The organism is Spirosoma rhododendri (assembly GCF_012849055.1).
Taxonomy (GTDB): domain Bacteria; phylum Bacteroidota; class Bacteroidia; order Cytophagales; family Spirosomataceae; genus Spirosoma; species Spirosoma rhododendri.
The window spans coordinates 1,524,280-1,543,428 of sequence record NZ_CP051677.1 but is presented as its reverse complement, the minus strand read 5'-3'; the positions used below and the strand labels follow the sequence as shown (position 1 = coordinate 1,543,428).

At 56.0% G+C, this 19,149-nt stretch carries 23 protein-coding genes; 8 read left to right on the top strand and 15 right to left on the bottom strand.

Translation table 11 applies throughout. The annotated features are described in order from the left end of the window. The first annotated feature begins 55 nt into the window (after positions 1-55). From HH216_RS06205 to HH216_RS06195, 3 genes are all read left to right on the top strand, one after another. Positions 56-895 (top strand): N-acetylmuramoyl-L-alanine amidase family protein, encoded by an 840-nt coding sequence (locus tag HH216_RS06205; protein ID WP_169549999.1) that lies wholly within the window; start codon positions 56-58, stop codon positions 893-895. A 153-nt stretch (positions 896-1,048) separates the two neighbouring features. After that, positions 1,049-2,062: an MlaD family protein gene (locus tag HH216_RS06200; protein ID WP_169549998.1), complete on the top strand. Its 1,014-nt coding sequence runs from the start codon at positions 1,049-1,051 to the stop codon at positions 2,060-2,062. 141 nt (positions 2,063-2,203) lie between these two features. Then, positions 2,204-3,811, top strand: a complete 1,608-nt coding sequence (locus HH216_RS06195; RefSeq protein ID WP_169549997.1) for an acyl-CoA carboxylase subunit beta — start codon at positions 2,204-2,206, stop codon at positions 3,809-3,811. Between the two features lie 177 nt (positions 3,812-3,988). Here HH216_RS06195 and HH216_RS06190 read toward each other — a convergent pair whose 3' ends face one another. From HH216_RS06190 to HH216_RS06150, 9 genes are all read right to left on the bottom strand, one after another. After that, positions 3,989-4,411 carry a c-type cytochrome gene (locus HH216_RS06190; protein ID WP_169549996.1) on the bottom strand — a complete coding sequence of 141 codons (423 nt, stop codon included), beginning with the start codon at positions 4,409-4,411 and terminating at the stop codon, positions 3,989-3,991. Positions 4,412-4,433: 22 nt separating this feature from the next. Further along, positions 4,434-5,018, bottom strand: coding sequence for a gliding motility lipoprotein GldD (gene gldD, locus HH216_RS06185; protein ID WP_169549995.1), 585 nt, complete (start codon positions 5,016-5,018; stop codon positions 4,434-4,436). A 74-nt stretch (positions 5,019-5,092) separates the two neighbouring features. Continuing rightward, on the bottom strand, positions 5,093-5,383 hold the full coding sequence (locus HH216_RS06180; protein ID WP_169549994.1) for a hypothetical protein: 291 nt from the start codon (positions 5,381-5,383) through the stop codon (positions 5,093-5,095). Between the two features lie 136 nt (positions 5,384-5,519). Then, positions 5,520-6,299, bottom strand: a complete 780-nt coding sequence (locus HH216_RS06175) for a TIGR00266 family protein (RefSeq protein WP_169549993.1) — start codon at positions 6,297-6,299, stop codon at positions 5,520-5,522. Between the two features lie 166 nt (positions 6,300-6,465). Next, the gene (locus tag HH216_RS06170) at positions 6,466-6,687 is read right to left on the bottom strand and encodes a DUF4160 domain-containing protein (RefSeq protein WP_254448817.1); all 222 of its coding nucleotides are present in this window, start codon (positions 6,685-6,687) and stop codon (positions 6,466-6,468) included. 25 nt (positions 6,688-6,712) lie between these two features. Next, positions 6,713-6,997 carry a DUF2442 domain-containing protein gene (locus HH216_RS06165; RefSeq protein WP_169549991.1) on the bottom strand — a complete coding sequence of 95 codons (285 nt, stop codon included), beginning with the start codon at positions 6,995-6,997 and terminating at the stop codon, positions 6,713-6,715. Positions 6,998-7,015: 18 nt separating this feature from the next. Continuing rightward, positions 7,016-7,309 (bottom strand): hypothetical protein, encoded by a 294-nt coding sequence (locus tag HH216_RS06160; protein ID WP_169549990.1) that lies wholly within the window; start codon positions 7,307-7,309, stop codon positions 7,016-7,018. A 77-nt stretch (positions 7,310-7,386) separates the two neighbouring features. After that, positions 7,387-8,922, bottom strand: coding sequence for a glutamate--tRNA ligase (gene gltX / locus HH216_RS06155; protein ID WP_169549989.1), 1,536 nt, complete (start codon positions 8,920-8,922; stop codon positions 7,387-7,389). A gap of 90 nt (positions 8,923-9,012) precedes the next feature. Continuing rightward, entirely contained in the window at positions 9,013-9,381 is a 369-nt protein-coding gene (locus HH216_RS06150) for a RidA family protein (protein ID WP_169549988.1), read from the bottom strand. 66 nt (positions 9,382-9,447) lie between these two features. Here HH216_RS06150 and HH216_RS06145 point away from each other — a divergent pair, with 66 nt between their 5' ends. Together HH216_RS06145 and HH216_RS06140 are read left to right on the top strand one after the other, a co-directional pair. Further along, entirely contained in the window at positions 9,448-10,041 is a 594-nt protein-coding gene (locus HH216_RS06145) for a TIGR04282 family arsenosugar biosynthesis glycosyltransferase (protein ID WP_169549987.1), read from the top strand. Further along, on the top strand, positions 10,038-11,171 hold the full coding sequence (locus HH216_RS06140; protein ID WP_169553281.1) for an App1 family protein: 1,134 nt from the start codon (positions 10,038-10,040) through the stop codon (positions 11,169-11,171). Before HH216_RS06145 ends, HH216_RS06140 begins: the two co-directional genes overlap by 4 nt. Before the next feature lie 136 nt (positions 11,172-11,307). Here HH216_RS06140 and HH216_RS06135 read toward each other — a convergent pair whose 3' ends face one another. The 4 genes from HH216_RS06135 to HH216_RS06120 all read right to left on the bottom strand — a co-directional run bounded on the left by HH216_RS06135 (position 11,308) and on the right by HH216_RS06120 (position 15,223). Beyond that, positions 11,308-12,087 (bottom strand): sugar phosphate isomerase/epimerase family protein, encoded by a 780-nt coding sequence (locus HH216_RS06135; RefSeq protein WP_169549986.1) that lies wholly within the window; start codon positions 12,085-12,087, stop codon positions 11,308-11,310. Continuing rightward, on the bottom strand, positions 12,009-12,242 hold the full coding sequence (locus HH216_RS26590; RefSeq protein WP_169549985.1) for a hypothetical protein: 234 nt from the start codon (positions 12,240-12,242) through the stop codon (positions 12,009-12,011). The genes HH216_RS06135 and HH216_RS26590 overlap by 79 nt, the downstream gene beginning before the upstream one ends. 63 nt (positions 12,243-12,305) lie before the next feature. Then, positions 12,306-13,949 (bottom strand): hypothetical protein, encoded by a 1,644-nt coding sequence (locus tag HH216_RS06125; RefSeq protein ID WP_169549984.1) that lies wholly within the window; start codon positions 13,947-13,949, stop codon positions 12,306-12,308. Between the two features lie 32 nt (positions 13,950-13,981). After that, complete coding sequence (locus tag HH216_RS06120; protein ID WP_254448707.1) at positions 13,982-15,223, bottom strand: hypothetical protein; 1,242 nt, start codon at positions 15,221-15,223, stop codon at positions 13,982-13,984. A 255-nt stretch (positions 15,224-15,478) separates the two neighbouring features. Here HH216_RS06120 and HH216_RS06115 point away from each other — a divergent pair, with 255 nt between their 5' ends. The 3 genes from HH216_RS06115 (at position 15,479) to HH216_RS06105 (ending at position 17,770) form a co-directional block, all read left to right on the top strand. Further along, positions 15,479-16,102 carry a hypothetical protein gene (locus HH216_RS06115; RefSeq protein ID WP_169549983.1) on the top strand — a complete coding sequence of 208 codons (624 nt, stop codon included), beginning with the start codon at positions 15,479-15,481 and terminating at the stop codon, positions 16,100-16,102. Positions 16,103-16,105: 3 nt separating this feature from the next. Continuing rightward, positions 16,106-16,786 carry a deoxyribonuclease V gene (nfi, locus tag HH216_RS06110; RefSeq protein ID WP_169549982.1) on the top strand — a complete coding sequence of 227 codons (681 nt, stop codon included), beginning with the start codon at positions 16,106-16,108 and terminating at the stop codon, positions 16,784-16,786. Positions 16,787-16,945: 159 nt separating this feature from the next. Next, positions 16,946-17,770, top strand: coding sequence for an alpha/beta hydrolase (locus tag HH216_RS06105; protein WP_169549981.1), 825 nt, complete (start codon positions 16,946-16,948; stop codon positions 17,768-17,770). A 15-nt stretch (positions 17,771-17,785) separates the two neighbouring features. Here HH216_RS06105 and HH216_RS06100 read toward each other — a convergent pair whose 3' ends face one another. Both HH216_RS06100 and HH216_RS06095 read right to left on the bottom strand, forming a co-directional pair. Further along, positions 17,786-18,079 (bottom strand): chaperone modulator CbpM, encoded by a 294-nt coding sequence (locus HH216_RS06100; protein ID WP_169549980.1) that lies wholly within the window; start codon positions 18,077-18,079, stop codon positions 17,786-17,788. Positions 18,080-18,091: 12 nt separating this feature from the next. Further along, on the bottom strand, positions 18,092-19,006 hold the full coding sequence (locus tag HH216_RS06095) for a DnaJ C-terminal domain-containing protein (protein WP_169549979.1): 915 nt from the start codon (positions 19,004-19,006) through the stop codon (positions 18,092-18,094). Positions 19,007-19,149: the final 143 nt, after the last annotated feature.

Below are 19,149 nucleotides of genomic sequence, written 5' to 3'. Positions count from 1 at the left end.
GTTAAAAATTATTAAAGCAACGGGTGGTTCCGTTCGCTCAGTATCTCCCGGAATAATGACAACCCTGCTGCTTACTGCCGGGCCATTACTCGGTCTTACGCTGCTGTCTTTCCGCCCGATTTTACCCCTCGGTCCGACCCAGGACTCGGTCCGGCAAACAACGCCAGCCGATACAGAATCTGTACCAAACAGGCTGCGGACGGTCGTACTCGACGCGGGGCACGGCGGAAAAGACCCCGGTACCCACGGCCGTAAAGTAACTGAAAAGCGCATTGTGCTGGAGCTGGTACTGGCGCTGGGGCGTCGGATCAAAGAAGAGATGCCCGGTATAAAAGTTATCTACACCCGCTCAACCGACCGGTTTATCGAACTGGCCGAACGCTCGGCCATTGCGAATCGCAACCGCGCCGATTTGTTTATTTCGATTCACTGTAATGCCAGCCCATCGTCGCACAAGGTGTATGGCACGGAAACATACACGATGGGTCTGCACAAAACCGAAGGTAACCTTGACGTGGCCAAACGGGAAAACGCCGTTATTCTGAAAGAAGCCAACTACGAGCAGACGTACAAGGGCTTCAACCCAAACTCCCCGCTGGCGCACATTATGCTGGCCAATTACCAGCACGCCTTTATGGGCAGCAGTATCAACTTCGCCGAAAAAGTAGAACGCAGCTTCCGGCGCAATGCCGACCGCAAAAGCAACGGCGTCAAACAGGCTGGTTTTCTGGTGCTCTGGCGCACAGCGATGCCGAGTGTACTGGTTGAAACGGGCTACCTCACCAATCCGACGGAAGAAGACTTTCTGATTAGCGACGACGGGCAGGCCGAAATTACGGGGGCTATTTACAAGGCACTTGTCCAGTACAGAGAAGAAGTCGAAGCGGCAAACTAGGCCGTTTCAGCGGAGTCAGGCGGTTTGAGCCTGGCCGTAAGGCGCTTCGCTATCACCTTTTTGCGTATACGTCGGGACAAACAGCCGGTTAACTTGGTTATAGGAAGACTGGTCCGGCTTAGGTCATAGGACCGGTATCACCTTCATACACGCATGAAATTTTCTAAGGAGATTAAGGTAGGGTTGCTGGCAGTTGTCTCACTGCTCATGCTTTATTTCGGTTTCAACTTCCTCAAAGGCTCCGATTTCTTCTCGTCTACCAAAAAATACACGGCTATTTACGATAACGTCGATGGCCTGACAGCCTCCAATCCCGTCCGGATAAACGGTCTGGTGGTCGGGCAGGTCAAGAGCGTCGAGATTTTACAGGACCAGGGCAACAAACTGCTGGTCACGGTCGAACTGAAGAAAGACATTCGTATCACTCAGGGTACGCGTGCCGTACTGGCCGACGATGGGTTGCTGGGCGGTAAACTGATCCGGCTCGTCATCAACCCGGCTCGTCCCCTGCTGGACGACGGCGGCAGGCTGATTGCCACCCGCGAATCGGGTCTGTCGGCTCTGATTCGGGAGCGAACCCTGCCTGTACTGAACAACGTCGACTCGCTTACCTACCAGCTCAACAAGATCGTTGGGCAGTTCGATCAGACGGGGGTTATCCTCAACAAAACGCTGGCGAGTGCCAACGGTGCCGTCGGTACGCTCGATCTGACAATTGCCGAGAACCGGGCGGGCCTGCGGACGGCGCTGGCCAACGTCAACCAACTGGCACGGTCATTCAACGAGACAGAGCAGAAGCTGAACCCGATTCTGGATAAGGCTGATTCGTTTGCCGATTCGCTGCAAAAGCTGGAACTGCGGCAGACGCTGAACACCGTCAACAAGACGATCGACAACATGCAGAAGCTGTTGGGCAGTATCGAGCAGGGGCGTGGGTCGCTGGGTAAGCTGACTACCGACGAAGCGCTGTACAAGAACGTCAACGCGACGACGGCCAACATGGCGCTGCTGCTGTCTGATCTGCGGCAGAACCCCAAGCGGTACGTGCATTTCTCGCTGTTCGGTAAGAAAGACAAGGATAAGCCGCCCGTTGCTCAACCCGGCAGCATGACGATTACGACATCGACAGTGACGACAACAAACATCGACTCGACGGGAAATAAGTAGACTCGACGCAGAGTACGGTTTACAGACTGTGGAACGCATTCGTGCGTTGAGCAAACCGTAAACCCAAAACCTTAAACCAACACAAAGGCCGGTTCACCGTTTGGGGGCCGGTCTTTTTTACTTCATCATCCTAAACTATCTATGACCCTCACCGACCAACTCCACGAACGCGAAGCCCGGACCCGGCTGGGTGGCGGACAGAAAAAGATTGACGATCAGCACAAAAAAGGCAAGCTGACCGCCCGCGAACGCATCGACTACCTCACCGACGACGATGCCCCATTCGTCGAAATTGGTCTGTTTGCCGGTGATGAACTCTATCCTGAACATGGCGGCTGTCCGTCGGGCGGGGTCATTGTCGGGATGGGGTACGTGTCGGGGCGGCAGTGCGTTATCGTGGCCAACGACGCGACGGTAAAAGCCGGTGCCTGGTTTCCGATTACAGCCAAGAAAAATCTGCGGGCGCAGGAAATCGCGATGGAAAACCGCCTACCGATCGTGTATCTGGTCGACAGTGCGGGGGTGTACCTGCCGTTGCAAAACGAGGTCTTCGCCGATAAAGACCACTTTGGCCGGATGTTCCGCAACAACGCCCACCTTTCGGCGATGGGTGTGTTGCAGGTAGCCGCCGTGATGGGTAGCTGCGTAGCGGGTGGCGCGTACCTGCCCGCCATGTCCGACGAAACGCTGATCGTGGAAGGCACGGGGTCGATTTTTCTGGCGGGGCCGTACCTGGTTCGGGCATCAATCGGCGAAGACGTCGACGCGGAGACGCTGGGCGGGGCCGTTACGCACACCGACATTTCGGGCGTGATCGACCACCGTTACCCCGACGACAAAAGCTGCTTGGACGCGATAAAGCGTATTTTCGAGAAAACGGGCCACAGCGAGAAAGCGGGTTTCGACCGCACCACTCCTGCCCCACCCGTCAAAGACCCGGCTGATATTTCCACGGTTCTTCCCCTCGACCGTACCAAGCCCTACGACATGCGCGCTATTCTCGACTGTCTGCTCGATGGATCAGCGTTAGACGAGTACAAGCCCGGCTACGGACAGTCGCTGCTGTGTGGCTACGGGCGTATCGACGGCTGGGCAGTGGGGATCATCGCGAATCAGCGGAAAGTCGTGAAGGCGAAAGGCCGGGCGGGGCAAGCCAGCGAAATGCAGATGGGGGGCGTCATCTATGGCGATGCCGCCGATAAAGCCGCCCGGTTTATCATGGTCTGCAATCAGAAAAGGATTCCGCTGGTGTTTTTGCAGGACGTGTCGGGCTTCATGGTCGGCAGTCGGGCCGAGCAGGGCGGCATCATAAAAGACGGGGCCAAGATGGTCAGCGCGATGGCCAACTCGGTAGTGCCCAAGTTCACGGTTGTCGTGGGCAACTCCTACGGGGCGGGCAACTACGCCATGTGCGGCAAAGCCTACGACCCCCGGCTGATGCTGGCCTGGCCCACGGCGCAGATGGCGGTGATGAGCGGTGCGTCGGCAGCAAAAACGCTGTTGCAGATTCAGGTAGCATCGCAAAAAGCGAAAGGCCAGCCGATGACGCCCGATGAAGAACAGGCGCAGTTGCAGCAGATCACCGATCAATACAACGCCCAGCTATCGCCCTACTACGCTGCCGCCCGCCTGTGGGTCGACGCCGTTATCGACCCCCTCGACACCCGCACCGTGCTCTCCGAAGGCATCGCAGCCGCCAACCACGCCCCTATTACAAAGCCGTTTTCGGTCGGCGTGATTCAGACATAGAAACGGTTTTGTGACGGGTGTGTGAATGTAGCCTGGACGTCCACGTCCGGGTGGGCGTGACAGCGACCAAAAAGCTGCCGTCTTACACAATTGCCCTGCTGGGCACCCGGACGTGGACGTCCAGGCTACAACGCCTGCGCCAGCCACCGAAAACTGTAAACCGTATATCGTAAACCGTTATTTCCGCTGCGCTTTTACGTCTTCCGGCTTTATAGCACCGGCCTTGTTGCCGAAACTACTGCGGATATAGGTCAGCACATCAGCGAGCTGCTGATCGTTCAGAAAGTCGTGGGCGGGCATAACGTTGTCGTAGGTCTCTCCGTCGATTTCCTGCCCCTGCAACCCTTTCAGCAGGACATTAATTAGCCGCGTTTTATCGCCAGTTACCCAGTCTACACCGCGCAGGGGTGGGTTCAGACCCGGCACGCCGGAGCCGTTTGCCTGATGGCAGCTCAGGCAGTTTTGTTCGTATACAATCTGCCCCGGCGATTTTACGGCCGCTGTCGTTGTTTTCGACGCGGGTGGCGTTACGGCGGATTTTGTCTGCGCGAATGCGGTTGTCAGCGCCAGGCAGGCTACGAGCGTAGCAACTAGTTTCATGCGTGTCGAATTGTAGTTAAACTTATTTAGTACGCCACGTCAATGTGTTGAGCAGGTGCATAATATCCTTGCGAATGTAGGCGATAACGGGTTGCAGCGAATCGTTTTCGGTGGCCGTATTGAAATACAACGCTCCACGCAGGAAATGGGTTGTTGAATCGGTCGTTACAAACTGCACCTGACTCGGCACTTCCCCCGTCAGATCGATTACACTGGCTTCCAGCCCCGACTTCAGCCTGATCTTGCGTTGCTCAATCGAATACGCCTTGATGTTGTGTCGGGCCGCCAGTTTGTATGAGTCTTCAAGCATGGCCCGTAACCGGTTTACGTCGTTACGGACGGGCTTGTACGTCAGCTGCACGCTGGCGTGAAAAGCGGGGTAGTTGATGAAGATCCAGTCGGGCTCGGAGCGGGCAAACGTATCGCGCAGGATACGGGCAACCTGGTTGTATTCAAACGCATACGGATGCGTAGGCTCCAACGGTTTGTACCGGGCAACGGGCAGATCAAGGCGGGGGTATCCTTTCGGTTTGGGAACGTACGAATCGCTTTCACCGCTACCGCAGGCAGTCAGTAAAGCCATCAACAGAACAGGCAGGTAACGCATTGTGTAGAAAGTAGGTACGCTATCAACGAAAAAGCCCGGCCATTTGGTGCCGGGCTTTTTCGTTGATAGCGTACCTATACGTTGACGTCGGCGAGTTCCTCCGCACGAACGGGTTGCCCCATCAGCGTAGCAAACCGATTGATATTAAACGTTGGCTCGAACCACACTTCGCCCATAATCGGGTGTTTCACGGGTACGTCGGGATTCTGTATTTCGTTGAGCAGCACCCCCGTTTCACCGGTCGTGTGCCGCTTCACCTGCCGTATGGTATACAGCTGATCTTTTTTTGGGGTTGTAATGCCAAATTCAGCGTAGAATGCCAGTACAGGGGCCGGAAATTTATCGTTGGTACAAATAACGTCCATGACAAAGCGCAGGGGGAATCAGGTGCAAAACTACAACGCAATTGTAGTTCGTTCAGTTTGATAATCCCTGACTATTGCGGAGTTCTATTCGTAAACGGTAACGCCGGACCGTTACCTCACTGATTCGTCCGATTTTTTAGTCCTGGAACAGATTACCCAGCTGACCAAGCACCGAACCGCTCTCCTTGGTGGCCTGCCCACCGTTTGGAGACAACCGCTGTACCAGTTTCGAGATCGGCATCGACTGAATCCAGACTTTGCCCGATCCGCGCAGCGTAGCCAGGAAGATACCTTCACCCCCGAAGATCATGCTTTTCAGTCCACCCGACCGCTGAATATCGAAGCTAACGCTGGGTTCAAAGCCAACGACGCAGCCCGTATCGACCCGTATCATTTCGTTGTTCAGCGTCCGCTCGATAACCACACCCCCGGCATGGATAAACGCCATGCCGTCGCCCTGTACTTTTTCGAGGATAAACCCTTCGCCACCGAAAAAGCCCGAACCCAGCCGCTGATTAAACTGAATGCTCAGGCGCGTTCCGAGAGCCGCGCACAAAAACGCGTCTTTCTGCACGATGAGCGTATTACCATAAATATTCCCCAGGTTGACGGGCATGATCGTTCCCGGATAGGGAGCCGCAAACGATACTTTCCGTTTGCCAACACCCCGGTTGGTGAAGTGGGTCATAAACAGCGACTCGCCCGTAATAACCCGCGTACCGGCCTGTAACAGTTTACCCATAAACCCCTGATCGGGCTGCGAACCATCGCCCATCTTGGTTTCAAACTGAATACCGTCTTCCATATAGAGCATGGAGCCAGCTTCAGCAATAACGGTTTCGTTGGGGTCCAGCTCGATTTCTACGATCTGAATGTCTTCACCAATGATTTTGTAGTCGATTTCGTGAGAATACATGGTTGCTTTGGTTTAAAGAGCCGGTTTGATGGGTGAAACCTACCAAATCTTGGCATCCAGACCACGTTGTTTTTGGACGAACGGCACAAAAAAAGCCCGACCGGATTATTTCACGGGTCGGGCTTGGAAATGATGTGTGCAGATTAACATTAGTCAACCATGCTACTTACATCAGCGGTTCTATAGTATTCAGCGTCTGTAGTTGCTTCGCTAATTCCCAGTTAACCATCAACTCTGATTGGTGAAGCGCGGCCCATTCAATCACCATCCCTAGTGCACGTGATGGAAGCCGCCCGCTGAGTAAGGTCAAATCACGTATTGCGATCAGGCATTCTTCACTACCGTACTTGGCGTGAAAGTGAGGAGGGTTATGATCGTCATAATACATCGCGATTATGATTCCGAAAAAGCGACTAATCTGTGGCATATTGCAAAGAACGATGCCGCCAGTCATCAAACGAAATACCCTTGATTTTCAGGTACGCATTGGTGGCATCGATATCAACTTGTTCATTCCAGCTGATCGAACCCGTTTCGCTGATATACGGATGAAAAAACAGGTCATCCTCATCCCATATTTTGAAAACGCCCTTACCAGCCAGATCAGACAGGTCTAGCGTACCAGCAAGCCCATCCGCGAAAAGGAGGTTTAGCGTATACTTGCCTGTTGCCGTTACCGATGTCAGTTGTGGTATCATACTAGCGTACCTTATTCGCTACCGCTGATTGATGTCGTCGGGCAGGTCGTTATCGGTTTCGTCGAACAGCTTTTCGTCATCGCTTCTCTCTGTGTCGGCATCCTGATCGGGCTGATCGCCTTTCAGGTTGAGGTCCGTGCGGTGGCGCAGCTTCTTGTCATCGACGGTCTTGTTCAGAAACTGATTGATCCGGTCGATGTCGAAGCTGGTTGTGATTTCGCCGAACGAATTGATCTGAATATCAAACCCTTCAAGTTCTTTATGAACGCGGGGTTTTTCGTTTTCGTCGGGGTTAACTTTTTTCTTTGCCATAGTTCGTTTCGGTTTACCGGGTTCAGCCATAAGTCTATGCCTAACAAGCGGATTGGGCCGCATGTTTACCCGTGTTGTCAGGGCTGCGGCAGGGTAGTCAGTGCCTGTTCCAGCCGACGCAGCGTTTCGTCTTTACCGATAATCTCCATCGTCAGCATCAGGTCGGGACCTGCGCCGGAGCCGGTCAGGGCCAGCCGCATCGCCTGCATGATCTTGCCCTGCTTGATACCCGCCTGCGTCATCGCGTCGGAAAGCGTGTGCTTGATCGCATCGGCGACAAAATCACCGTCAAACTGCGTCAGTGCGTCGCGGAAGGCAGTTACAGCTTTCACGGCGTCGGCATTCCATTTGGCCGCCGTCACCGCTTCATCATAGCTGGCGGGCGGGTTGAAAATGGTCGTTGCTTCATCGACAATCTCGCGGGCAAAGTTAACCCGGCCCTTCAGCAGGGCCGCGATCTTTTCCGCCTTCTCCAGCGAACAGTCGTAGCCAGCAGCTTCGGCCTGCACCTGCACGGTCGGTGCCAGCACGGCGTCGGGCTGCTCTTTGATGTACTGATGGTTGAACCACTGCGCTTTCTGGATGTCGAACCGCGCTCCGGCTTTGTGTACCTGCGACAGATCGAAGCTGGCAATCAGTTCGTCCATCGTGAACAGTTCCTGCTCGGTGCCGGGGTTCCAGCCCAGCAGAGCTAGAAAGTTAATCGTCGCTTCGGGCAGATACCCATCTTCGCGGAAGCCCCGCGCCACCTGCCCTGTATTGGGGTCGGTCCATTGCAGCGGAAAAATGGGGAAGCCGCCCAGATCAGCGTCGCGCTTGCTGAGCTTGCCGTTACCTTCGGGCTTGAGCAGCAGCGGCAGGTGGGCAAACTGCGGCATCGTATCTTCCCAGCCCAGATAGCGGTACAACAACACGTGCAGCGGGGCCGACGGCAACCATTCTTCACCCCGAATGACGTGCGTAATGCCCATCAGGTGGTCATCGACGATGTTAGCCAGGTGATAGGTAGGCAGCCCGTCGGATTTGAGCAGCACCTTGTCATCAATGGCCGACGAATGCACATTTACCCAGCCGCGAATGAGGTCGTTGAGCCGCACTTCCTCCTTACGCGGGGTTTTCAGCCGGATTACGTAGGGTTCACCCGCATCCATCCGCGCCTTCACGTCATCCGCCGATAGCGTCAGACTGTTGCGCATCTGCATCCGCGTAATGGCGTTATACTGAGCCGCCGGAGCGTTAGCCGCTTCGAGCCGCTGCCGCATGGCGTCGAGTTCTTCGGCGGTATCGAAGGCATAGTACGCTTTCCCTTCGTCGATAAGCCGCTGCGCTTCTTTCTGGTAAATCTCGCGCCGTTCCGACTGACGGTAGGGTGCATGTGGCCCTCCAATGCCTTGTCCTTCATCGATTTCGATACCGGCCCAGCGCAATGCGTCGAGGATATAGTCTTCGGCACCCGGCACAAAGCGGTTCTGGTCGGTATCTTCGATGCGGAGCAGCATCTTGCCGCCCATTTTACGGGCAAACAAATAATTATAGAGCGCGGTACGCACCCCGCCAATATGCAGCGGGCCGGTGGGGCTGGGGGCGAACCGAACGCGGACTTGTGTTGACATGGGAGAAGAATTTTGAATGATAGATTGATAGAATGATAGAATATGCTGATGCACGAACCTATTCTATCATTCTACCAATCTATCATTCAATCATTGTACAGCAATTACCGAAATTTCGACGTTGACGTCTTTTGGCAGGCGGGCTACTTCGACGGTTTCGCGGGCGGGCGGTTCGCTCGTGAAATACTGGCCGTACACCTCGTTGATAGCCGCGAAGTTGTTCATATCCTTCACGAAAATGCTGGATTTGACCACGTTTGCGTAATCCATCCCGGCGGCTTTCAAAATAGCGCCGAGGTTTTCCATCACTTTCTGCGTTTCGGCCTTAATATCGCCCTGCCCGGCTACGTCGAGTGCGATTTGCCCCGACACGAACAGCGTTCCATTTATTTTCACGGCCTGACTGTACGGGCCAATTGGCGCGGGAGCCTGATCGGTATAAACAATTTGTTTGCTCATGGTTGTTAGTAAAGACCCTATTTTGTGCGGTTCAATACGAACGGCAAAGTTACCACAAACCCGCGTATGACCCAGAATCACCTCATCATCTTCGTGAAAAACCCCATTGCCGGTCAGGTCAAAACGCGCATCGCCCGAATCGTAGGAGACGAAAAAGCCGTGGCCGTGTACCGTGAACTACTACGCCATACGCAGGCAATCACCCAGCCCCTCTCCGACCGGCGCGTGGTTTATTACGGCGATTTTATCAACCCGGATGATGGCTGGAACGGTTACGATAAACAACTACAGCGCAGCCCGGCCGACCTCGGCGAACGGATGCAGGATGCCTTTGCGCGAGAGTTTTCGGCAGGGGCTGAACGCGTCGTTATCATCGGCAGCGACTGTCTGGCGATCACAACCGAGCACCTCCGGCTGGCGTTCGACGCGCTCGAACAGGCCGACATCGTGATCGGACCGGCTACCGACGGTGGTTATTATCTGCTGGGGATGAAACAGCCGCAGCCGTTTCTGTTTGCGGATATGCCCTGGAGTCAGCCGGAACTGTTTCAACTGACCGAACTGGCCATTCTGCAAAACGGATTGACCGTCGAACTGCTGGAAACGCTGACCGACATTGACGAATGGACCGATTATCAACGCGCGACACAACAGGCATGAGCAACTGGAAAGACATATTGACAAACGCAGCCACGACGGCCGAAGCGGGCTTTGATCGGCTGAAAGAAAAGCTGTTCGGGCGCATGGACGCCGATAAACCGTACCGCATTGTGTACTACCGGGGCTTCGGCAGTCCGTCGGCGGTGTGGCTGAAAGGGCGGGTACTGCGCGAACGCGACTTGAGCACCCCCTCCGACCGCGACACCTACTGGAATAACTTGCTGGCGACCTATCAGCGGTTCGAGACCGACGAGGTGCCGGGTGTAACCGTGCGCGTCGAAGCCTTCGGGCAAACCCACACAGCCGTGGCCGATGAGGAAGGCTATTTTGAGGTGACGATCAACCCGCCAAACGATCTGCCTCCCGGCCGGGTCTGGTTTCCGGTGACGTACTCACTCGACGGTATCACGCAGCCAATAACGGGCAACCCGGTGCGGAAAGAGGGCTATTTGATGATTTCACCCCCGTTCAGTCAGTTTGGCGTTATCTCCGACATTGATGATACGGTACTGGTTACGGGTGCAACGAGCCTGCTGCAAACCGCCCGACTGACATTTCTGGGCAACGCCTACAGCCGCCTGCCATTTGCCGGGGTAGCCGCGTTTTACCGCGCTCTGCAAAGCGGCCCCGTCACAACGCTGTTCAACCCGATCTACTATGTATCGAGCAGCCCGTGGAATCTGTATGATCTGCTGGTCGATTTCTTCCGTATTCAGGGCGTTCCGAAAGGGCCAATCCTACTCCGCGATTTGGGCCTTGACCCATCGCTGCTGTCGTCACAATCGCATCACACGCACAAGCTGTCGATGATTCGGAAAGTGCTGGACGTAAACCCGCAATTGCCGTTCGTACTGATCGGCGATAGTGGGCAGCAGGACCCCGAAATTTACGCGCAGGTCGTTCGCGAGAACCCCGGCCGGATCAAAGCCATCTACATCCGCGACGTCTCGACGGGGGCAGAACGCGACGAAGCTGTTAATCAGCTGATTCAGGCGACGCAGCAATTCGACGTGCCGATGCTGCTCGTGGCCGATACAGTAGCCGCTGCCGAACACGCGGCTTCGCTTGGCCTGATAGACTCCGACACCCTCCCCGAAATCCGCGCCGATCAGCAAGCGGATAAGGAATAGCAGACCTGTCTCAGACAGCATCTTACTGTCTGCGTGGGTTGCCTATGGCTTCATTACTGCATCAAAAATGCGCCCTTTGTCATCCCGACGACAGGAGGGATGACAGAAACGATTACTAAACAACCTCTGAGACAGGTTAATCAGCATTGCCGATCAGCCGGTTCATTTTCACGAAGGCGGTTTTGGCGACGGTTTGGGCGTCCTGCGCGTAATAGGATTTGTTGAACACTTCCAACGATAGCACGACGGTCCGGCCGGGAGAGCGGATGGCGTTCAGGGCGGCTTTTATCGGGGCAATACCGTCGCCGGGGTAGATGCGGTCGGCGTCGGTGATTTTTTCGCGGGACAGGTTGCCGGGGTAATCGTTGACGTGGAAAATCTCGATAGCCGGTTTACCCACGAACGGCAACATCTCAACGCCCGACCCGCCTTTGTAGAGGTGGTAAATGTCGAGCAGTACCCGTGCCGCCGGGTGGCCGCTCTCGATGGCTACGTACATCACATCGCTCAGGCGGTTGAGGTTACGGGCAAAGCCCCACAGCTCCAGTTGCGGAATTACCCCGATCTGACTGCCCATATCCAGAATAGCCCGGTACCGTTCGGCGATGGGCGGCAGCGGAATAATCGGGTCGTTGGGCGTATGTGCCCCAATGGGTGGGGTAGCGATGCGTTTACAGCCGATTTCGGCCAGTTGCGCCATTTCCCGTTTCAACTGCTCGACACCTTTCTGCCGGGCCGATGCATCGTCCACAATCCAGGGCGCAAAGCCGATGGCATTTTCAACCCGCAGGCCCAGATCACCGATGCGTCGGCGCGTTTCGGCGGGAGTATTGGTTTTCAGGTATTCCTGAAACGAGTCAATCCAGATTTCAACGGAGCGAAAGCCCGCTTTTGAAGCCGTTTCCAGTTCACCCATAAACCCCAGCTTCTGCCCCGGATCGTGCTCATGTTCAGGCAGGGCACGAAGGCGGGCGGCAGGGCCGTCGGCGACGTGGGCAGGGCTTGCGTTGGTTCAGTCAGCAGGCTTCCGGCGGAAGCCGCCAGCGCAGTCAGGGCATCTCGGCGAATCATTCAGGCAGGACGACGGGAATAACGGTCGTCAGCATCAGAATGCCCGATCAGGCCCGTTTCTACTCACATCAGCGGTTCTTCGACGTCGGTATCGAACACGCCCGTCAGTACTTTGTTCTGCCGTTTCACCTGCACCCAGATTCGGTACCGCCCCGCTTTGGGGAACGAATACGGGAACGAAACCATGTTGTTGATTTTCATCTCGTGCGACGGCATAGCCGCAGCCAGCACCTTGTTTTTCTCCGCTTCGGGCAGCGTTTTCAGGTGCGCCACGTACCGGTCGATACTGTCACGGAACGTTACGGCACTAATCGACGGGACGTTGCGGGCGGTATCAGCAATACGGTTTACCAGCGACCCCTCGGCCGCCATCGAATACGTCCCGACGGGGTGCAGGTGGATGTACACCGACCCGTCGTTGTGTACGATGACGCCGTGCCCGCTCATACCCAGATACGGTTCGATGGGCGTAGCTGTACCGTTGGCGTCGGCCAGGGCGAACTTTAGCACGTAGGGTTTGCCAGTTTCGAGCACCGCGCCCGGCTTATCCATCCAGAGCATACTCGACCCGTCGGACAGCGGCACCCGGTCACCGGGTTTCCCGCAGACGGCCATTGTATTGTCGAGCCGGGCCATAGTGGTCTCGGCGGGTTTCGTGCTGATCGCATTAGTCGTCAGCCAGCTATCGTCGGCATCGGTAACGGCGTTCGTACCAGCCACAGGCGCGGGCAGATCAAGCGTGTCGGTCAGGGTTTCACTAAACCCGCTTCGGTAGACTACGTCGGAAAACAGCAGGTACTTCCCGGCGGGTAGACCGGGCAACTGACTGGTAAATTCGAGCGAGTCGCGCCGGGTGGGGTGCAGGTGGGCAAACGCGTCCAGACCCGGTACCCGCACCAGAAACGTGTGCATCAGCTTACCGTGGTCGGGAATGAGAAAACTCATCTGCCGCCGTTTCTGGTTATCGGGTTGCCCGAAGCCCGTCGTATCGAGCCGGATTGCCAGTTGGCGGCTGGTAGCCGGGCCGGTAATTACCGTATTGAGTGCCGGTTTCTGATAAAGCTGCTCGGTGCGGTATGCATCCGACGTGTGGTTCCACCAGGTGCGCCAGCCAGTCAGTACCAGTGTGACAACGACTAATCCGACGCCCATACCCACCAACCGCCGACGCCGGAGTTTGGCGGGCGTAACCTGACCCGTCGCAAGGACACCATCGGCATTACTAGCCCCGACAATCGTGACCAGCATCGCAATCAGTAGCAGCCCCATTGCCGCCAGACCAATACCCGTCCCGGCGGGCATCTCGCGCAACGCCGTCGCAACCGACACGACCGGGACGATCACCTGCTGATGCCCATCGGGGCCGTCGAGACTCAGTTCGATACTCGACGAGCCGGATTCCATCAGCCAGATGTCGGCCTGATACGAGCCGTCGGCGGTTTTCATCAGTTCGTCGTGCGTGGGTGCGCCTTTATCGCCAGCGAAGAAATAAACCGGGCGTGCGCCTATAGCCGACACGCGGCCCTGTTGCACAAAAACAGCTACTTTCGCCACACCCGGCACTACGTCAGGCGGTTGTACGCTAATGAGCAGGCTATATTTGCCCACCTGCTTTTCAACCACCACGCCTGCACTGCCAATATGCGCCCAGGCGGGCAGAGCCAGCAGCAGGCTCACTGCCAGCCAGATCATCAAAAACCGTTTCATTCTGAATTATCGTTGCTTGTTCAAGGGGGCCGTTATCGAACGACCCGCTTCATCCAGTTTCCCCACAACAAACCAACTCGCGCCGAGAGCGTCGCATACAGAACTGCCCAGGCTATATTCGTCCAGAACAGACTCATTGACTGTATGCGTTTGGGGTTGAACGCGTACCGGTAAGGCCAGTTTGGATCATTATCGTAAGGCCACATATACGACAGAAAAAAGCCGTTCCGTGCATGGGGCGACGTTGCCAGAAAACCACCAAACGGCCATTGTACGGCCAGAAACACCAGCAGAAACGCCCCGCCGTAGAGCAACGCACGCTTCCAGTCGGCGAAGCGACCCAATGAGTTCGTTGCCTCGAAGCGATGCATCAGCCAGTCGACGGCCAGCGCGGGTATGACGAGCAACAGCGGAAACATAAACGGCTGGTAGGTCGTGATCGGGTTCAGCACCGGGCCTAACCGGGGCGTTGCGGGGAAATTCTGTATCACCCAGCTTGGCACCACCAGCACCAGCATGTGCAGGGCAGCAACCGTCGTGACGGGCCACCGCAGTTTCAACGCCCGCCCAACGGCCAGCAGAAAAAACGGAAAGATGATTGCCGCCGTGCTGTAGTACGACGACCGGTGCGACGACAGCCGCCCCAGCGATTCCGACGACAGCGTGTAGACAATTGTGAGCAGTAGCCCCGACGCCAGTGCGAACAGCCACTTTAAGCGGGTCAGCTGCGTTGGCGACACAGCAAGACCAGCCATCGACCAGCGATTTTGCAGAGCCAGCAGGCTAACCATCGCGCCCAGCTGGAGTGTCATGATGCCGACAGCCAGCACCGTATGCGGGGGCGTCAGAATCTGCACGTCGAGGCCGTATGTGTTGTGCCACCAGTCGTCGAAGGGGGCTGAGGTCAGCATCGTCAGCGCACCCCATACGCAGAACATGGCACCCAGCGGCCCGTAGAAAACGCCCCAGAACGGTACGGCCGTCGCCCGACCGGGGTGATTTTTGGCGAACGTCATGCTCAGAATCTGGTAGGCCGAAAACAACCCGCCTATCACGGCCCCGACGTAGATGACCAGGTGCGGTGGTGCCAATAGCCCGTCGCGACCGATACTCACATGCCACATAATGTCCCAGAGCAGCCCAACGACGATACAGAACGATGCGAAAACAACGGCGTAGAGGTAGACGGGAATCGTGGCCTGTGCCTGCTCGACAGCGGGCCGCGCGACAGGTTCGCGCACCGCTACAATAGGAGAATTGATAGCCGATTGCATGTATAGGGTGTGTTTTGAATCGATTCGAGAAGAAAGGTACGAAAGAGTAACGAAGAGTTGGGCTATTTTTTGATAAGTGGTTGACTATCCGGATCATACAAACCCAACCATGTCACATTCCAGATTTAATCAAACACGAGTCCACTGGCTAATTTTGACCCGGTGTTTGGTATCAATCAACCGTGTGAGCTGACCAGGTAGAATATGGTTTAGCTGATTTATGGCGTTATTTGTCTGACCAACTATGCTTCTTCGATGATTCTTCGGCAAACCGGCATTTCTTCATCTACCCGCTACTGGCTGGCAACGACAATGCTACTGGGTATAAGCCTGCTCCTGAACAGCTGCGTTCCTGACTTTTTGCTGGCCGATCCCAATTGGGTAACGATTGAAGCGGGCGATCACGAGCCATTCCCCAAGCGCAAGACGGGCGTGCTGGTCAGTCCCAGCGAAGTGTCGGCGACCGTTACCTTCGACAGTAGCTGCATCTACGACCTTAACTCGGTCGATAATCAGGACTGGAACAAGGTGATCGGTTTTGGCTTTGTCGGCTCGAAAGATCAGGACCTCGGCGAAGCACCCCATCAGGTCGACGGGGCGCGGGTTGGCTGGCGGTGGAGTCCGCAGCGGCAGCGCATTGAACTAGCGTCGTACGTGTACGTAGGCGGGCAGCGGACGATGTTCAAAGTCGCTGAAACGGCAATCAATCAGCCCACCCTGCTGACTATAAAAATCGATTATCAACGCAAAGTGTATCAGGTGCTGGGCGGTACGCCCGTTCCGTTTACGCACGACAAAACGTTTGCCTATAAAACGGGCCTGTACTTCGGTGGCGACTACCCGGCTCCCCACAAAATCAGGGTCAAGATCGTTGACTAGCCGATGGCTGACTACACCCCACTCCACGACTGGAACCTGTCGCCCACCGACGCCGTAGCCCTGCAACAGCAGCTACGCCATCAGATTCGGATTGAGCCGCTCGGTAAACCACCCGAAACCATTGCGGGCTGCGACATCTCGTTCAACAAGTTCGAGGAGACGGTCTACGCGGGTATCGTTGTGCTACGGCTTGACACGCTGGAAACAATCGATCAGTCGGGTGTAGTCAGCACGGCTTCGTTTCCGTACATACCGGGCCTGTTGTCGTTTCGGGAAATTCCCGCGCTGCTCGAAGCGTGGCAAAAACTCCAGACCGTGCCGGACGTGGTGATGTTCGACGGTCACGGCACGGCTCACCCCCGCCGGATTGGGATTGCGTCGCACGGCGGTTTGTTCCTGAACGTACCGACGTTCGGCTGTGGCAAATCGGTGCTGGTCGGCAAGTTTGATGAACCCGCTCCCGAACGCGGGTCTTGGTCGCCCATGCGCCACTATGGCGATATTATCGGTGCAGCGCTCCGTACCAAAAACAAGGTCAACCCCGTCTACGTATCGCCCGGCCACCTGATCGACCTCGACACGGCTATCGACCTCACCCTCCGTTGCGACGGCGGCTACCGTATTCCCGAACCCACCCGCCGGGCGCACAATCTAGTCAACGCCCTACGCCGGGGCGAAGCCTGATAAACTTGTCCCCGACAGCTTCCAGCTGTCGGAGCCGCACCAGCGGCTAATTTGGCAACTGCATTTAATTTAGCCTACGGCTCGACAGCTGGAAGCTGTCTGGGACAGTTTGCCGCCTGGCCGGTAGAATCATAGTTACACGCGCTTCTGACCCCCATCATGAATTTGCTATTTCGTTTCCTCCTGGTCGGTGTCCTGCTCATCGGCAACCATCAGCGTGTACTGGCCGCGCGGGTCGACACAGTGTCTATCAACAGCCCGGCTATGCACAAGTCGCTGAAGTGCGTCGTTATTACCCCCGATCAATACGGCAGCGCGACGAGCAGCCGTTATCCGGTCGTTTACCTGCTCCACGGGTACAGCGGCAACCACAGCGACTGGGTCAAAAAAGCGCCCGCCCTGACCGCCCTCGCCGACCGGTACCAGCAAATCATTGTTTGCCCGGACGGGGCCAACAGCTGGTATTTTGACAGTCCGTTGAATCCGGCCCTGCGTTACGAAACCTTCGTCGGCGCCGAACTGCCCGCTTATGTCGACGCGAACTATCGGACCCTGCCCGACCGGCGGCATCGGGCAATCACCGGCTTATCGATGGGCGGGCATGGGGCACTGTACCTGGCGATTCGTCACCGGGACACGTTCGGGCAGGCCGGGAGTCTGAGTGGGGGTGTCGATATTCGTCCGTTTCCTAACAACTGGAATATCAAAGAAGCGCTTGGCGAAGAGGCTACCAATGCTGCCAACTGGGAGCGCAACACGGTCATCAACGTCGCCGACAGTCTGCGCAACGGCGATCTGCGATTGATGATCGAGTGCGGTGTCAATGACTTCTTTATTGACGTCAACCGGGCATTGCACCAAAAGCTCATGCAGCAGAAAATCGACCACGACTACGCCGAACGGCCCGGCGCCCATACGTGGACGTATTGGGGCGATAACATCGAGAAGCACCTGCTATTTTTCCAAACCGGCTTCGGAAAGTAGCAGACCTAAACGATTCTACCGTTCGTAGAATCGAAGCCTGTTTTGCAGCGTCTGCAATTGCCCTTGCAGCGATTCCATCCGGTCGAGCAGGTCGGACACGACGTCCAGATCGTCGGTATGGATGTGCAGGTCGCGGTGAAGCCGGACGAACTTTTCAAGCTGGGTAAGCTGCGTCGGTTCAACATAGGTCGTCTGCTCAACGACGGTCGTTTGAATCAGGCCGTTGTCAGCTAATGTTTCTACGAACGTCGTTTCGACGTGATGATATACGCAGAACTCGCGGATCGAAATTAAGGTGGTTGGTTGCATGGGTCAGGTCGGTTAAAGGGCGGCTAATTGCTGGAACAGTTCTTTCTGCTGATCGGTCAGGTTGGTCGGTAGCTTCACTTGCCACGTGATGTACAAGTCGCCAAACGAGCCGTCCTGCTTATATACCGGGAAGCCTTTCCCTTTCAACCGGACTTTCGTTCCGTTCTGCGTTTCGGGTTTCACTGTCAGCTTCACTTTCCCGTCCATTGTCTCAACGACCCGCTCACCGCCCAGCACCGCCGTGTACAGATCGATCTCCTCATCGACGTACAGATCGTTGCCCATCCGCCGGAATCGGGTATCGTCCTCAATGACGAACGTGATGTACAGATCGCCATTCGGTCCGCCGTTGATGCCGGGCGAACCGTACCCCGACAGCTTAATTTTCTGCCCATTTTCGACACCCGCCTGCACCGTGATCCGAATGTTTTTACCATCCACGTTCATGGTTTGCTTGTGGGTCGTGTAGGCATCCCGCAGGCTTAGGTGCAGTTCGGCCTGATAATCCTGCCCTTTAAACTGCGTCTGCCGCCGACCACGCCCCCCGCCTGCTTCCTGCCCGAACATCGACGAGAAGAAATCGGAGAAGTCGGCCCCGCCGAAGCCTTCCGAAAAGTCGTAATCGCCCGCGCCTGCCGACGACTGACCGTAACTCTGCCGCGACTGCTGCTGTTGCCGTTTGGCTTCCTCAAACTGCTCGGCGTGTTGCCAGTCTTTTCCGTACTGATCGTATTTCTTCCGCTTTTCGGGGTCGCTCAGTACTTCGTTGGCTTCGTTGATCTGCTGAAATTTTTTATTGGCTTCCTGATCGTTCGGATTCAGGTCAGGGTGGTGCTTGCGGGCCAGTTTCCGGTACGCTTTCTTGATGTCGTCATCAGAAGCATCTTTGGAAATACCCAGCACACTATAATAATCGATAAAGTCCATAATCGGGTGGGAATACATTGAGTAATGACTACTCCTGTAAACACCGGCAGGCAGTGGAAAGTTAGGTGTCGTGAGCTGCCGACAACCGCATCCGGGCTATCTCAGCGGTAGCGGACACAATACTAATTCTGACGTACTTTTGG

Bases quoted from the DNA above. Each gene is read 5' to 3' on its own strand.
- HH216_RS06105 (WP_169549981.1), top strand. From the start codon at position 16,946: ATGAATTTGCTATTTCGTTTCCTCCTGGTCGGTGTCCTGCTCATCGGC.
- gldD (WP_169549995.1), bottom strand. From the start codon at position 5,018: ATGCGTTACCTGCCTGTTCTGTTGATGGCTTTACTGACTGCCTGCGGT.
- gltX (WP_169549989.1), bottom strand. From the start codon at position 8,922: ATGTCAACACAAGTCCGCGTTCGGTTCGCCCCCAGCCCCACCGGCCCG.
- HH216_RS06140 (WP_169553281.1), top strand. From the start codon at position 10,038: ATGAGCAACTGGAAAGACATATTGACAAACGCAGCCACGACGGCCGAA.
- HH216_RS26590 (WP_169549985.1), bottom strand. From the start codon at position 12,242: ATGATTCGCCGAGATGCCCTGACTGCGCTGGCGGCTTCCGCCGGAAGC.
- HH216_RS06180 (WP_169549994.1), bottom strand. From the start codon at position 5,383: ATGGACGTTATTTGTACCAACGATAAATTTCCGGCCCCTGTACTGGCA.
- HH216_RS06170 (WP_254448817.1), bottom strand. From the start codon at position 6,687: ATGTATTATGACGATCATAACCCTCCTCACTTTCACGCCAAGTACGGT.
- HH216_RS06190 (WP_169549996.1), bottom strand. From the start codon at position 4,411: ATGAAACTAGTTGCTACGCTCGTAGCCTGCCTGGCGCTGACAACCGCA.
- HH216_RS06175 (WP_169549993.1), bottom strand. From the start codon at position 6,299: ATGTATTCTCACGAAATCGACTACAAAATCATTGGTGAAGACATTCAG.
- HH216_RS06095 (WP_169549979.1), bottom strand. From the start codon at position 19,006: ATGGACTTTATCGATTATTATAGTGTGCTGGGTATTTCCAAAGATGCT.
- HH216_RS06200 (WP_169549998.1), top strand. From the start codon at position 1,049: ATGAAATTTTCTAAGGAGATTAAGGTAGGGTTGCTGGCAGTTGTCTCA.
- HH216_RS06120 (WP_254448707.1), bottom strand. From the start codon at position 15,223: ATGCAATCGGCTATCAATTCTCCTATTGTAGCGGTGCGCGAACCTGTC.
- HH216_RS06125 (WP_169549984.1), bottom strand. From the start codon at position 13,949: ATGAAACGGTTTTTGATGATCTGGCTGGCAGTGAGCCTGCTGCTGGCT.
- HH216_RS06150 (WP_169549988.1), bottom strand. From the start codon at position 9,381: ATGAGCAAACAAATTGTTTATACCGATCAGGCTCCCGCGCCAATTGGC.
- HH216_RS06195 (WP_169549997.1), top strand. From the start codon at position 2,204: ATGACCCTCACCGACCAACTCCACGAACGCGAAGCCCGGACCCGGCTG.
- HH216_RS06160 (WP_169549990.1), bottom strand. From the start codon at position 7,309: ATGGCAAAGAAAAAAGTTAACCCCGACGAAAACGAAAAACCCCGCGTT.
- HH216_RS06135 (WP_169549986.1), bottom strand. From the start codon at position 12,087: ATGGGTGAACTGGAAACGGCTTCAAAAGCGGGCTTTCGCTCCGTTGAA.
- HH216_RS06100 (WP_169549980.1), bottom strand. From the start codon at position 18,079: ATGCAACCAACCACCTTAATTTCGATCCGCGAGTTCTGCGTATATCAT.
- nfi (WP_169549982.1), top strand. From the start codon at position 16,106: ATGGCTGACTACACCCCACTCCACGACTGGAACCTGTCGCCCACCGAC.
- HH216_RS06115 (WP_169549983.1), top strand. From the start codon at position 15,479: ATGATTCTTCGGCAAACCGGCATTTCTTCATCTACCCGCTACTGGCTG.
- HH216_RS06145 (WP_169549987.1), top strand. From the start codon at position 9,448: ATGACCCAGAATCACCTCATCATCTTCGTGAAAAACCCCATTGCCGGT.
- HH216_RS06165 (WP_169549991.1), bottom strand. From the start codon at position 6,997: ATGATACCACAACTGACATCGGTAACGGCAACAGGCAAGTATACGCTA.
- HH216_RS06205 (WP_169549999.1), top strand. From the start codon at position 56: ATGACAACCCTGCTGCTTACTGCCGGGCCATTACTCGGTCTTACGCTG.